The following is a 12,930-nucleotide window of genomic DNA, read 5'->3' as shown; positions in this document are numbered from 1 at the left end:
TTAACCAGAGGATCGTCGCGAATCCAGCCACACATTGACGGCAGCGGCAGAGATGACGATCGCTCCGCCAATCAAGGTAAGATCGTCCGGCTTTTCGCCATCGAACAGCCACACCCAGATCGGTCCCAGGACCAGCTCGAGAAGGCCGAGCAGGGACGCCTGGGCCGCCGGGATGCGCTTCAGGCTGGCCATGTAGAGCAGCAGGCCGACCGCGAGCTGCCCGGGGCTGAGGGCGAACAGCCACGGCAGCTGCGACCAAGTGACGTTCTCGGGATGGGCAAAAGGCAACGCCACGAGACCCGAGATGAGGCCGGCCAGCCAGATCGACGGCGTCATGCCGATGTCACGCCGGTGGCGGACGACGACATAGTTGCTGCTCATGCACAGGACCACGATGAAGGCCACGGCCATGCCGGCGATGGCGCCGGGCTGAAGGGAACCGGCCACGCTGATCGCGAGGCCGATGACGGCCATCGCCATCGCGACGATCGTGTGACCATGCAGTGGCTCGCCCAGGAACAGCCGGGCCGCGATCGCAGTGATGAACGGCGTGGCGCCGAACATGATCAGCACGTTGGCGACCGGCGCCAGGCCCAGCGCCAGGATGAAGCTCACGAAACTTCCGGCGAGCAGAACGGCGCTCAGCAGCAGGGCCCGGCCGCCGTTGCGCACGTCGATCAGGACTTTTCGGCGTTGCCAGATCAGCAGCGGCAGCATCGTGACGACCAGGAGTGCCGATCTCCAGAACGACACGTCCCATGCGGGAAGGTCGATCCGCCGGACGATGACACCCGCCGTGCTGAAAACGGCAGCCGCGACCACGGCAAACAGCACACCGAGCAGGGCGGAACTTGGCGGGGCAGTGGACGTTTTCATCGAAACGAAAGTGTGAATACGGACCCGCCGTGCCCCCGTCCATCGATTCCCTCGACCTGCCGCCTTTCAAGCCACGGTTTCCGTGGTGGGGGGCCGATCTTCAGACGATCGCCATACGTTTGACCTCCGCGCGCGTCTGCGATCTCGCACCGCACACCAGCGAGCGCATGGCCTTTCCGATGGCCGACCGTACCGGCGACATCCTGCTGGGGATGCTGGACCACCCGACCGAGCCGGTCGACGGCCGTCCGCTTGTCCTGCTGATCCATGGTCTCACCGGCAGCGAGAACAGCGCCTACATGCTGAACGCCGCCCGGCACTTGCTCGACAGCGGCTACCGTGTCCTGCGTCTCAACCTGCGTGGCTGCGGCCCGTCGCGGCCGCATTGCCGCGAGCACTACCATGTCGGTCGCACCGCCGATTTCCGCCGCATCCTGTCTCAATTGCCTGAGGATTTGACGGAGAACGGTGTCGTCGCGATCGGCTACTCGCTGGGTGGCGCGATGCTGCTCAAGTACCTGGGGGAGGAGGGCTCGTTCTCGCCGCTGCGCGGCGCGGCCACGATCTGCGCGCCGATCGACCTGTCGCGCACCTGCAAGCACATGATGCGCGCGCGGAACTGGCTCTACCACACCTACCTTTTGAACGACATGAAGGCCGAGGCGCTGGCGCCCGGTGCGCTGACCACGGCGGAGGAGCGGGAGATCATCAAGTCGGCGCGCAGTGTGTGGGATTACGACGACCGGTTCATCTCGCCGCGCTATGGTTTCCGCGGCGCCGAGGATTACTACGAGCTCTGTTCGCCGCTCGCTTTCATGCCCGAGATACGCGTGCCGACCATGGTCATCGCCTCGTGCGACGATCCGTGGATTCCCGTCGAGTACTACCGGGAGTTCAACTGGTCCGACAATCCGTCGCTGGTGCCGCTAATGCCGCCGGCCGGCGGGCATATCGGTTTCCACGCGCATGACAGCGCGCGGCCGTGGTGCGACCTTGCGGTGGAGAAATTCATCGACCGGCTTGCTACCATCGAGGCGTGAGCCTCGATCTTCCGCCCTTCCGTCCGCGCTTCCCCTGGTGGGGCGCCGATCTCCAGACCGTCGCCAACTACCTGCGACCGCCCGAGCGAACGCTCGGGCCGCACGCTTCTCGATCGTTGCTGATCGACCTGCGCGATGGAACCGGTGACCGGCTTTTCTGCACGCTCGATCGACCGGCGAAGCCGAAAGCCGGCACGCCGCTCACCATCCTGATCCACGGGCTGACCGGATCGCAGGAGAGCTTTTATATCTACAGCATGGCGCGCCGGCTGCTCGATGCCGGGCAACGCGTGCTGCGGATCAACCTGCGTGGCGCCGGCCCTTCGCGTGCGACCTGCCGCGGCCAATACTATGCCGGCCATAGTCAGGACTTTCGCGCGCTGCTGGCGAACCTGCCAACCGACCTGGTCGTCGATGGCGTGAGAGCGGTGGGTTATTCGCTGGGCGGCGCGATGCTGCTCAAATATTTGGGCGAGGAGGGGGAGGCCGCACCCTTGCGCGCGGCGGCAACTGTCTGTGCACCGATCGACCTGTCCGCGACCTGCCAACGGATGATGCAGCCGCGTAACATCGTCTATCACCGGCATATCCTCGGTATGATGAAGGTCGAGGCGACCGCGGCAGGTGCCGGGATCTCGGAGGATGAGCGAGCGGCCATCATGGGATCGCGCTCCGTCTGGGACTATGACGAGGTGTCCATCGCGCCACGTCACGGTTTCGGTGGCGCCGAGGATTACTACGAGCGCTGCAAGCCCGTTCGCTTCATGCCTGGTATCCGCGTGCCGACGCTGGTGCTGGGTGCGCTGGACGATCCGTGGATTCCCGGCGCGCTCTATAGTGGCTACGATTGGGCGGGCAACCCGGCACTGACGCCGCTGTTGCCGGCGCGTGGTGGCCATGTCGGTTTCCATGGTGCCGGTAGTCGCCAGCCCTGGAGCGACGAAGCCATCATGAGGTTCTTCGAACGTGGGTGAGACTGAGCCAATGGCGATGATCGTGGGAGTGGCCTGCTCCCTGGTGGCGCTCGTGATGGCCTGGCGTGCCTATCGCGGCGCGGCGGAAGAGCAGGAGCGCCGAAAGCGCGAACGCGAGGAAAGCGATCGCCGTTAGGTGAGAACCAGCGGCTCCGCCGGCGGCCCGTCGCGCAGCAGGGCGGGCAGGAGCGTGCCGAGGCCGAGCGGTTCGAAGCGCTCGGAGGACACGGCGATCTCGTCGGCCGTCCACCAGCGATGACCCAGCGTCCAGCTCCGTTCCTTCTCGTCGAGGCCGGACGTGTCGATCTCGGTGCGGTCGGTGCGCGCAAGGAAGAAGCGTTCCTTGTGCAGCACATCCTTGCCGCGCCAGCTCATGCGGCGCTCGCGCTTCCACACCCAGCGGGGCGTGTCGATCACCGGCAGCTTGGTCTCTTCGCCGGCCTCGCGCACGGCGGCCTGGGCATAGTCCTCGCCCGGATCGACCATGCCGCCGATCATCACCCAGAACGGATCGAAGAACGGCTTGGCCGGATCGTACACGTGGGGATCGTGCACGTTGAACAGGAACAGGCGGTCCTGCGGATCGAGCAGGACGAGGCGCGCCGACGGACGTTCTATCATTTGGACTTTAGCAGCCGCGCGGCGTCCACCGCGCCGTAGGTCAGGATGCCGTCGCAACCGGCGCGCTTGAAGCCGGTCAGCGTTTCGATCAGCACCTTGTTCCAGTCGAGCCAGCCGCGATCGGCGGCGCCCCGGAGCATCGCGTATTCGCCGCTCACCTGATAGGCATAGGTTGGAACACCGAACGTGTCCTTCACGCGGCGCACGATGTCGAGATAGGGCAGGCCGGGCTTCACCATCACCATGTCGGCGCCTTCCTCGATGTCGAAGCCCACTTCACGCAGGGCCTCGTCCGAGTTGGCGTAGTCCATCTGGTAGGTCTTCTTGTCGCCCTTCAGCGCGCCCGAGCTGCCGATGGCGTCGCGGAACGGATTGTAGAAAGCCGAGGCGTACTTGGCGGCGTACGACATGATCTGTTCGTGCTGGTAGCCCCTGGCGTCGAGCGCGGCACGGATCGCACCGATGCGGCCGTCCATCATGTCCGACGGTGCCTGGATGTCGGCGCCGGCCTCGGTCTGCACGATCGCCTGCTTGACCAGGGCCTCGACCGATTCGTCGTTCAGGATGCGGCCGTCACGCACGATGCCGTCGTGGCCGTCGCTGTTGAACGGGTCGAGGGCCACGTCGCAGACGATGCCGATATCCGGAACGGCCTTCTTCACCGCCGTGATGGCGCGGCAGACGAGGTTGCCCGGATTGTAGGCCTCGCGCGCGTCGGGCGTCTTGGCCTTGGGATCGGTCTCGGGAAAGATCGCGATGGCGGGAATGCCGAGATCGCGCGCTTCCTTTGCAGCCTCTGCGAAGAGGTCGATCGAGAGGCGGTCGACGCCCGGCATGGAAGCGACCGGCGTGCGGGCGTTCGTGCCTTCCTGGACGAAGACCGGCCAGATCAGGTCGTCGACGGAGAGCTTGTTTTCCGCGACGAGGCGGCGGGACCATTCCTCGCCGCGATTGCGGCGCAGGCGGGTCGTGGGATAGCGGCCGAGGGTCGTGAAACGGGCGGACATGAGCCGCCTTATGGCGCGAACCGGGGAGGGCCGCAATGCGGCTCCTTCTCCTGCGGGAAAGGCGCCCCACATGGTATCCAGACATCCCCACAGGAGCATTTCCCATGGCCGCTTCTCCGTCCTCCGGTCCCGTCGAAAGCCACTATGCATCGCGCTCTCTGGTCGACACCGTGCTTGCCGCGGTCGATGAGGCCGGGCTGCCGGCGGGCCTGCTCAAGACGAGCGATCTGGCACCGCTCGACCAGTTCCACGTGCGCGGCCTCGCCGCGACCAAGGAACTGGCGGCAATGGCCGGCATCGACGCCGGGTCGCGCGTGCTCGATATCGGCTCCGGCATCGGCGGGCCATCGCGGCATCTGGCGGAGTCGTTCGGATGCCAGGTGGTCGGCATCGACCTTACCGAGGAATATTGCCGCGTGGCGGAGGCGCTGACCGCCCGCACGGGACTTGCCGACAAGGTCACCTACAAGGCCGCGAACGCACTCAACCTGCCGTTCCAGGGGAGCAGCTTCGATATCGTCTGGACGCAGCATGTCGCCATGAACATCGTCGACCGGCCGCGCCTCTACAGCGAAATGTACCGCGTGCTGAAGCCCGGCGGCCGGCTTGCGCTCTATGACGCCATCGCGATCGACGGCAAGGAACCGCTCTATCCGGTTCCGTGGGCACGCGATCCTTCCACGAGTTTTCTGATGAATGCCGATGCGACACGCGCGGTCCTGGAGAAAACCGGCTTCACGATCCGCGCCTGGCGCGATGTCTCCGAAGAATCCAGGCAATGGTTCGCGGCGCAGAAGCCGCCGGCGCAGCCGCCGAAACTGGGCATACACTTGCTGCTCGGTCCGGATTTCAGGATCATGGCCGGCAATTTTGCACGCAATGTCAGTGAAGGACGTGTCGGCTTGCTGATGGCTGTGGCCGAGAAGACTTGATACGGTTTCGCCCGCATGGATTTCAATCTTTCTGAAGATCAGCAGGCCTTCCGCGACACGGCCCGGCAGTTTGCGACGGACCGCATGCTGCTGCAGGCCGCCCACTGGGACGCCGAGAAGATCTTTCCCGAGGAAGTGCTGCGCGAGGCGGCGGCGCTCGGCTTCGGCGGCATCTACGTGCGTGACGATGTCGGCGGCAGCGGCCTCAGCCGTTTCGACGCGGCGCTGATCATGGAGGAGCTATCGGCGGCCTGTCCCAGCACGGCAGCCTACATCTCCATCCACAACATGGCGGCGTGGATGATCGACGCCTTCGGCGACGAGGAGCAGCGCAAGCGCTTCCTGCCGAAGCTCTGCTCGATGGAGCATTTCGCGAGCTACTGCCTCACCGAGCCGGGCGCCGGATCGGATGCGGCTGCGCTGGCGACACGGGCCGAGTTGCAGGGCGACCACTATGTCCTGAACGGCAGCAAGGCCTTCATCTCGGGCGGCGGCCGCAGCGACATCTATGTCGTGATGCTGCGCACCGGCGGCGCGGGCGCGAGCGGTGTCTCGACCCTGGTGGTCGAGGCAGGGACGCCGGGCCTGTCGTTCGGCAAGCAGGAGAACAAGCTCGGCTGGAACAGCCAGCCGACGTCGGCGGTGGTCTTCGAGAACTGCAAGGTGCCGGTCGCCAATCGGCTGGGGCCGGAGGGCCACGGCTTCAAGATCGCGATGATGGGGCTCGACGGCGGGCGCATCAACATTGGTGCCTGCTCGCTGGGCGGCGCGCGCGCCTGTCTGGAGACGGCGTCGCGATACGTCGTGGAGCGCAAGCAGTTCGGCAAGCCGCTGGCCGATTTCCAGGCGACACAATTCAAGCTCGCGGACATGGCGACCGAGCTCGACGCGGCAAGGCTGCTGATCTGGCGCGCAGCCTCGCTGCTCGACGCCAAATCGCCGGAAGCCACGCAGGCCGCCGCCATGGGCAAGCGCTTCGCCACCGACACGGGCTTCCGCGTGGTCAACGAAGCGCTGCAATTGCATGGCGGATACGGCTACTTGAAGGATTTCCCGCTGGAGCGCTATCTCCGCGACCTGCGCGTGCACCAGATCCTCGAAGGTACGAACGAGATCATGCGCGTGATCATTTCGCGAAGGCTCTTGGTGGGCTAACGCCGCCGCCCGAATTTGGAGTTTGAATTGTCAGAAGCTGAAATCCTGTTCGATGTGAAGGACGGCCTGGGCGTCATGACGCTCAATCGCCCGAAGGTCCTCAACTCGCTGTCGCACGGCATCATCCTCGAGATGGAGCGCGTGATGCCGGAGTGGGAGAAGGACCCGTCCATCAAGGCGGTGGTCCTGCGCGGCGCGGGCGATCGGGCTTTCTCCGCCGGCGGCGACGTGGCGGGCCTCTATCGCGAGATGCGCGACAATCCCTCGGGCACGCTGCGGCGCGACTTCTTCCGCGACGAGTACATCGTCAACCGGCGCATCTACCGCTACGCCAAGCCGTGGATCTCGCTGATCGACGGCATCAACATGGGTGGCGGCGTCGGCCTGTCGGCGCACGGCTCGCATTCGGTGGTGACGGAGAAGTATCTCTTCGCCATGCCGGAGACGACCATCGGTCTCTTCCCCGACGTTGGCGGCGGCTACTTCCTGACGCGCCTGCCGGGTGCACTGGGCACCTTCCTGGCACTCACCAGCTATCGCCTCAAGGCGGCGGACGCGGTGTGGGCGGGTATCGCCAACGCCTTCGTGCCGAGCGCGAAGATCAACGACCTGCAGGCAGCTCTCGGTGAGGCGGACCTTTCCGGACCGCGTGCAAACGAGAAGGTCGATGCCGTGATCGCCCGCTTCCAGGCGGATGCCGGAGACCAGACTCTGCCGGCGCTGATGCCGGAGATCGATCGCTGCTTCTCGGCCGAGACGCTGCAGGAGATCGTCGAGAAGCTGAAGAAGTCGAACAGCGAGTTCGCGCAGAAGCAGCTCGCCGCGCTGATGAAGCTGTCGCCGCTGTCGATGGCGATCACGCTCGAGCAGATGAAGCGCTGCGCCAACCGGTCGTTCGAGGACACGATGACGATCGAGTACCGCATCTCGCAGCGCTGCATGCAGAAGGGCCACGACTTCTTCGAAGGCGTGCGCGCGCTGCTGATCGACAAGGACCAGAAGCCGCAGTGGAACCCGCCGACGATCGACGGCGTCTCGCGCAGCCTGGTCGAGGAGCATTTCAAGCCGGTGTCGAACGACCTGTTCTTCGACTAAGGGCGGCAGCAACCAAACGGAGGAAACCATGGCGAAGATCGCCTTCATCGGTCTCGGCAACATGGGCGGGCCGATGGCCGCCAACCTGGCAAAGGCGCAGCATCACGTGGTGGCGTTCGACTTGTCGGACGCCGCCGTGAACACGGCCGTGGAGAAGGGGGCTCACAAGGCCTCCTCCGCCGCCGAGGCGGTGAAGGGTGCCGAGATCGTCGTCACCATGCTGCCGGCCGGCAAGCATGTCCGTGAGGTCTACGAGAAGGACGTGCTGCCGAATGTCGGCAAGGGCACGCTGCTGATCGACTGCTCGACCATCGACGTGGAAAGCGCCCGCCACGTGGCGGCGCTGGCCGAGAAAGCCGGGCTCGACATGGTCGACGCGCCGGTCTCCGGTGGCGTCGGCGGTGCGACGGCGGGTACGCTCACCTTCATGGTGGGCGGCAGCGATGCGTCGTTCGCCAAGGCCAAGCCCATCCTCGAGAAGATGGGCAAGAACATCGTTCTGGCCGGCGCGAGCGGCGGCGGCCAGGCCGCCAAGATCTGCAACAACATGATCCTCGGCGTCTCGATGATCGCGGTCAGCGAGGCCTTCATGCTGGCCAAGCGCCTGGGCCTCGACGCGCAAAAGCTGTTCGAGGTGGCCTCGACCGCGTCGGGCCAGTGCTGGTCGCTCACCAACTACTGCCCGGTGCCGGGTCCGGTGCCGGCCTCGCCCGCCAACCGCGACTACCAGGCGGGCTTCACCGCGTCGATGATGCTGAAGGACCTGATGCTGGCCCAGCAGGCGGCCAATGCCGCCGGCGCAAGCACGCCGCTTGGCGCGGAAGCAGCGCAGCTCTTCAGCCTGTTCGTGAACTCCGGGAACGGCGCCAAGGACTTCTCCGGCATCATCAAGATGCTGGACGGCAAGTGAGGGCCGCATGATCACGCTCTACGATCTCGCCTTCGACGAAGACCGGCGCCCCAGCCCGTTCTGCTGGCGCACCAAGTTCTCGCTGGCGCACAAGGGTCTCGACTACACCAACGTGCCGATGGGCTTCACGGAGAAGGACAAGATCGCCTTCGCCGATTCCAAGACCGTGCCGGTGATCAAGGATGGCGAGAAGCCGATCAAGGACAGCTGGGCCATCGCCGTCTATCTCGACGACATGTATCCCGAGAAGCTGCTGCTCAAGACCGAGATGGGGCGTTCCTATGCGCGCTTCATCAACGGCTGGGCGGATACGATCGTGAATGCCGCGGTCTTTCCGCTGATCATCGGTGATCTCTACGATCGCGTGCGACCGGAGGACAAACCCTACATCGCGGAGTCCCGTGGGAAGCGGCTGGGCACGACGGATTTCACCTCGTTCCAGATGCAGGCACGCGAGAAGGGGCTGGCGGCGTTCCGCGCCTGCCTCGAGCCGGCACGCCGGGCGCTGCGCGAGCAGAAGTTCCTGTCGGGTGAAGAGGCGGCCTATCCGGACTACATCCTCGCCGGCACCTTCATGTGGCCGCGCACGATCAGCCCGCTCGAACTCCTCGAAAAGGACGACCCGGTCTATGTCTGGCGCGAGCGCATGCTCGACCTGTTCGACGGCATGGGCCGCAAGGCGAAGACCGCCTAGATGACCGATACCAAGCCCTTCGATCCGGCCGAACACCGCTTCGGCCCGGCGCACTGGTTCGAGGACCTCAAGGTCGGCCAGAAGTTCTACATCAACTCGCGTACCCAGACCGAGGCACTGTTTTCGGCCTTCCAGCTCGCGAGCGGCGACAACCACCCGATTCACTACGACCGCGAGTACTGCAAGGCACTGGGTCACCGGGACATGCTGGCCCACGGACTGCAGGTGGCGATCCAGGGTGCTGCGGGTGGCGGTATCTTCCCGCATTTCGTGGGCGAATCGCTGGTCGGCTTCCTGGAGCAATCCTCGCGGTTCCTGAAGCCGGTCTATGTCGGCGACACGCTCTATCCGATGCTGGAAGTGACCGAGCTCAAGCCCGGCCGCACCACCGGTGTCGCCGTCCTGAAGCTCACGATCCACAACCAGAAGGGCGAACTGGTGTGCGATGGCGAGCACAAGTATCTTGTGAAGAAGCGGCCGCAATAGACGGCAGGAGGAGAGAGTATGATCGGCGTAATCGCGAAACTGACCATCAAGCCCGGCACCAATGCCGACTTCGAGGCGACCATGAAGGCCCTGCAGGCCAAGGTCCATGCCGACGAGCCGGGTAACAAGCTCTATGCGCTGCACAAGACGGCCGATGTTAACGTCTATGTCATGCTGGAGCGTTACCAGGATCAGGCGGCGCTCGAGGCTCATCGGGCCGCGCCGCACTTCAAGGAACTCGGCCGCAAGCTCGGCGACTATCTCGCCGGCCGCCCCGATGTCCAGGTGATGGAAGAAGTCTGAACGGCTAGAGGGGCAGGGTCAGCGCATGGAGGGTTTTTTCCGTCGCCATACCAAGCCCGGTACGGCTCCCGGCACTCTGGCCGGGCGCGCTCCGGTGCCGGACGAAGCGCTCGACTTCACCCTGGTTGAATATACGCCCGACGAGGTCGAGGTCCTGCACGGCGTGGAGGTGGACCAGTGCCGCTTCCACCTCGGCACGCCCGGCCATACGTGGATCGATGTCGGTGGACGGCCGAGCTCCGAGATGCTGCGCAGCCTCGGCATGGCGTTCAACCTGCATCCGCTGGCGCTTGAGGACGTGTTCCACGCAAACCAGCGCAGCAAGCTCGACCTCTATGACGGGCAGGGCTTCATCGTCCTCAACGATCCGGCTTACGAGGACTGCACGCTGAAGAGCCGCCAGGTCAGCATCTTCTTCGGCGACAACTACGTCATCTCGTTCCACGACCTGAAGGCCGACATCTTCAAGCCGGTGCGCGACCGCATCCAGACCGCGGGCTCGCGGCTCAGGACCTTCGGCATCGACTATCTTGTCTACGCGCTGATCGATCTCGTGGTCGACCGCAAGTTCCCGCTGATCGAGGCGCTGTCGACCCATCTCGAGGAGCTGGAGGACGAGGCGCTGGGTCATCCCACGCAGGACACGCTGGCGCACATCCACCAGGCGCGGCGGGCTCTGGTGTCGTTCCACCGCATCCAGTGGGCCGAGCGCGAGACCGTGCTGGCGGTGATGCGGCCCGACGTACCCTTCATCATGCCCGAGACGCGTACCTACCTTCGTGACTGTTTCGACCATGCGGTGGCGGTGCTCGAACTGGTCGAGAGCTACCGCGAAATGGCGAACGGCCTGATGGAAGTCTACCTCATGGATTCATCCAACCGGATGTCCGAGGTGATGAAGACCATGGCCGTCATCACCGTGTTCTTCATGCCGCTCAGCTTCCTCGCCGGCATCTACGGCATGAATTTCGACCGCGACACCGGCAACATGCCGGAGCTCGGCTGGAAGTACGGCTACGCCTTCTTCTGGGTGATGGTCGTCGTCATCGTCTGTTCCATTTTCGTGTGGTTGAAGCGCAAACGCTGGATCTGAGATCGCCATGACCTACCGGATTTTCGGCTCGGAACTGTCGCCCTATTCGGTGAAGGTCAGGTCCTTCTTTCGCTATAAGGACATCGCGCACGAATGGATCCCGCGGTCGCCCGCGGTCCAGGCCGAGTTCCAGAAATACGCCAAGCTGCCGCTGGTCCCGCTGGTCGTGACGCCGGAGGGCGAGGGCATCCAGGATTCGACGCCGATCCTCGAACGTTTCGAGGCCTCGCATCCCGAACCGTCGGTGACGCCCGACGATCCGGCGCTCGCCTTCGTTTCCGCGCTCCTCGAAGAGTATGGCGACGAGTGGGGCAATAAATGGATGTTCCATTATCGCTGGCGCTATCAGCCGGATGTCTGGTCGACGGCCGAGCGCATCGCCCAGCAGATGATGGGCGCACACGGCACGCTGGCGGTGGCGCAGGCGCGCGCGGCGGTGGCCGAGCGCATGATGGGCCGATTGGGATTTGTCGGGTCCAACGACAGGACCCAGCCGCTGATCGAAGCCTCGTTCGCCAAGGCGCTGGGCTTGATCGACGCGCATCTCGCGTCGCGCTCCTATCTGCTGGGAGGTCGGCCGGCGATGGCCGACTTCGGCCTGTGGGGCCAACTCTACGAGGCGGCGACTGATCCGACGCCTGGCGCAATCATGCGCGCCTCGGCGCCCCATGTGATGGCCTGGATCCAGCGCATGGTGTCGCCGAAGGCCGAGGGCGGGTTCGAGACACTGGCGACACTTATGCCGACGCTGACGCCACTGCTGACGCAAGAGGTGAGCGCGCTGTTCCTGCCCTGGTCGGCGGCCAATGCAGCGGCGATCGCGCGCGGCGACAAGAGCTTCACGATGACCTTGGGCGGCGCGGAGTGGACGCAGGAGCCGCAGAAGTACCACGCGCGCTCGCTGGCCGAGATCCGCCGCAAATTTGCCGCGGCGAAGGACGCCCCCGGACTGGAAGCGCTGCTCGCCGGGAGCGGCTGCCTGGCGGGCCTCGCCAGCTAGCGCAGCGAGGTCAGGATCAGGGTCACGCCTGACAGGCAGAGCAGGCTGAGCAGGATGCGGCGGAACTGGGCGTCGTTGATGCGGCCGTAGAGAGCCAGGCCGATGCGGGCGCCGATCAGCGTTGTCGGCACGGTGATCACCGCCCAGATCAGGAAAGTCATGTCGAGGAAACCGGCAATGCCGGCTGAGACGAGGGCGAGGAACAGCACGCTCATGTTGAACGGCTGGTTGACCCCGCGCTGCTCGTCCTTGCCGTAGCCGCGAAGCTGCGCCCAGATCGCGGGCGCCGGGCCGCTGAGGCTCGCCATGCCGCCCAGCACGCCACCGATCAGGCCAATGACGGCATCGGCCGGTCGACCGCCGCCGGTCACGATCGGCGGACGGCGCACGAAAGCCATCCAGGCGCTGTAGACGATCAGCAGGAGGCCGACGCCCATCTTGAGCGGTGCGGGGCGGACATGGTCGAGGAGCAGGGTGCCCAGCGGCACGCCGACGATGCCGGCGGCCAGCATCGGCCACAGGCGCTGCCAGCGTACGCCACTCCAGATCCGGGGAAGCGATTGAATGTGGCCGGCGACGCCGCACAGGGCGGTGAGGGGCGCGGCCGTGAGGGGCGACATGGCCTGCAGCCAGAAGCCCAGCGCCACCAGCGCGTAGCCGGTGCCGCTCAATCCATTGACGAAGCCCGCGGCCAGCGCCCCGGCGACGACGATCGCAATGTCGCCGGGGGGAGGCAGGGTCACG

General features: G+C 65.4%; 16 protein-coding genes. 12 read left to right on the top strand and 4 right to left on the bottom strand.

Annotation, left to right across the window (positions count from 1 at the left end; all coding sequences use genetic code 11):
• On the bottom strand, positions 1-876 hold the full coding sequence (locus AC1RP5_RS12845) for a DMT family transporter (protein WP_493111052.1): 876 nt from the start codon (positions 874-876) through the stop codon (positions 1-3).
• A gap of 119 nt (positions 877-995) precedes the next feature.
• Between AC1RP5_RS12845 and AC1RP5_RS12840 the strand changes: the two genes are divergently transcribed.
• The 3 genes from AC1RP5_RS12840 to AC1RP5_RS12830 are packed head-to-tail and all read left to right on the top strand — an operon-like array spanning position 996 to position 3,026.
• Positions 996-1,916, top strand: a complete 921-nt coding sequence (locus tag AC1RP5_RS12840; protein WP_493111050.1) for a YheT family hydrolase — start codon at positions 996-998, stop codon at positions 1,914-1,916.
• Positions 1,913-2,890 carry a YheT family hydrolase gene (locus tag AC1RP5_RS12835; protein ID WP_493111048.1) on the top strand — a complete coding sequence of 326 codons (978 nt, stop codon included), beginning with the start codon at positions 1,913-1,915 and terminating at the stop codon, positions 2,888-2,890. The genes AC1RP5_RS12840 and AC1RP5_RS12835 overlap by 4 nt, the downstream gene beginning before the upstream one ends.
• A 10-nt stretch (positions 2,891-2,900) precedes the next feature.
• On the top strand, positions 2,901-3,026 hold the full coding sequence (locus AC1RP5_RS12830; protein ID WP_493111046.1) for a hypothetical protein: 126 nt from the start codon (positions 2,901-2,903) through the stop codon (positions 3,024-3,026).
• On the opposite strand, the gene AC1RP5_RS12825 is transcribed toward AC1RP5_RS12830, so the two are convergent.
• The gene (locus tag AC1RP5_RS12825; protein WP_493111045.1) at positions 3,023-3,511 is read right to left on the bottom strand and encodes an NUDIX hydrolase; all 489 of its coding nucleotides are present in this window, start codon (positions 3,509-3,511) and stop codon (positions 3,023-3,025) included. The genes AC1RP5_RS12830 and AC1RP5_RS12825 overlap by 4 nt on opposite strands.
• Positions 3,508-4,518: a porphobilinogen synthase gene (hemB, locus tag AC1RP5_RS12820; RefSeq protein ID WP_493111044.1), complete on the bottom strand. Its 1,011-nt coding sequence runs from the start codon at positions 4,516-4,518 to the stop codon at positions 3,508-3,510. The genes AC1RP5_RS12825 and hemB overlap by 4 nt, the downstream gene beginning before the upstream one ends.
• A 35-nt stretch (positions 4,519-4,553) precedes the next feature.
• Between hemB and AC1RP5_RS12815 the strand changes: the two genes are divergently transcribed.
• From AC1RP5_RS12815 to AC1RP5_RS12775, 9 genes are read left to right on the top strand one after another with little or no spacing between them, the layout of a single operon-like run.
• Complete coding sequence (locus AC1RP5_RS12815) at positions 4,554-5,450, top strand: class I SAM-dependent methyltransferase (protein WP_493111043.1); 897 nt, start codon at positions 4,554-4,556, stop codon at positions 5,448-5,450.
• 15 nt (positions 5,451-5,465) lie between these two features.
• Entirely contained in the window at positions 5,466-6,605 is a 1,140-nt protein-coding gene (locus tag AC1RP5_RS12810) for an isobutyryl-CoA dehydrogenase (protein WP_493111041.1), read from the top strand.
• A 27-nt stretch (positions 6,606-6,632) separates the two neighbouring features.
• A complete protein-coding gene (locus AC1RP5_RS12805; RefSeq protein ID WP_493111039.1) occupies positions 6,633-7,700 on the top strand; it encodes an enoyl-CoA hydratase/isomerase family protein in 1,068 nt (355 codons plus the stop codon).
• 28 nt (positions 7,701-7,728) lie between these two features.
• Positions 7,729-8,610 (top strand): 3-hydroxyisobutyrate dehydrogenase, encoded by an 882-nt coding sequence (gene mmsB / locus AC1RP5_RS12800; RefSeq protein ID WP_493111037.1) that lies wholly within the window; start codon positions 7,729-7,731, stop codon positions 8,608-8,610.
• Positions 8,611-8,617: 7 nt separating this feature from the next.
• Positions 8,618-9,304 (top strand): glutathione S-transferase N-terminal domain-containing protein, encoded by a 687-nt coding sequence (locus tag AC1RP5_RS12795; RefSeq protein WP_493111036.1) that lies wholly within the window; start codon positions 8,618-8,620, stop codon positions 9,302-9,304.
• Entirely contained in the window at positions 9,305-9,790 is a 486-nt protein-coding gene (locus tag AC1RP5_RS12790) for a MaoC family dehydratase (protein ID WP_493111034.1), read from the top strand.
• A gap of 18 nt (positions 9,791-9,808) precedes the next feature.
• Entirely contained in the window at positions 9,809-10,093 is a 285-nt protein-coding gene (locus AC1RP5_RS12785) for a putative quinol monooxygenase (protein ID WP_422036227.1), read from the top strand.
• Between the two features lie 25 nt (positions 10,094-10,118).
• Positions 10,119-11,186 carry a magnesium/cobalt transporter CorA gene (corA, locus tag AC1RP5_RS12780; RefSeq protein ID WP_493111032.1) on the top strand — a complete coding sequence of 356 codons (1,068 nt, stop codon included), beginning with the start codon at positions 10,119-10,121 and terminating at the stop codon, positions 11,184-11,186.
• A gap of 7 nt (positions 11,187-11,193) precedes the next feature.
• Complete coding sequence (locus AC1RP5_RS12775; RefSeq protein WP_493111031.1) at positions 11,194-12,186, top strand: glutathione S-transferase family protein; 993 nt, start codon at positions 11,194-11,196, stop codon at positions 12,184-12,186.
• Here the strand turns inward: AC1RP5_RS12775 and AC1RP5_RS12770 are convergent.
• Positions 12,183-12,929, bottom strand: a complete 747-nt coding sequence (locus AC1RP5_RS12770; RefSeq protein WP_493111030.1) for a sulfite exporter TauE/SafE family protein — start codon at positions 12,927-12,929, stop codon at positions 12,183-12,185. The genes AC1RP5_RS12775 and AC1RP5_RS12770 overlap by 4 nt on opposite strands.
• Between the last annotated feature and the right edge of the window lies 1 nt (position 12,930).

The sequence above is a fragment of the Reyranella sp. GW821-FHT12G01 genome, from assembly GCF_058806575.1.
This window is presented reverse-complemented; position numbering and strand designations above follow the sequence as displayed.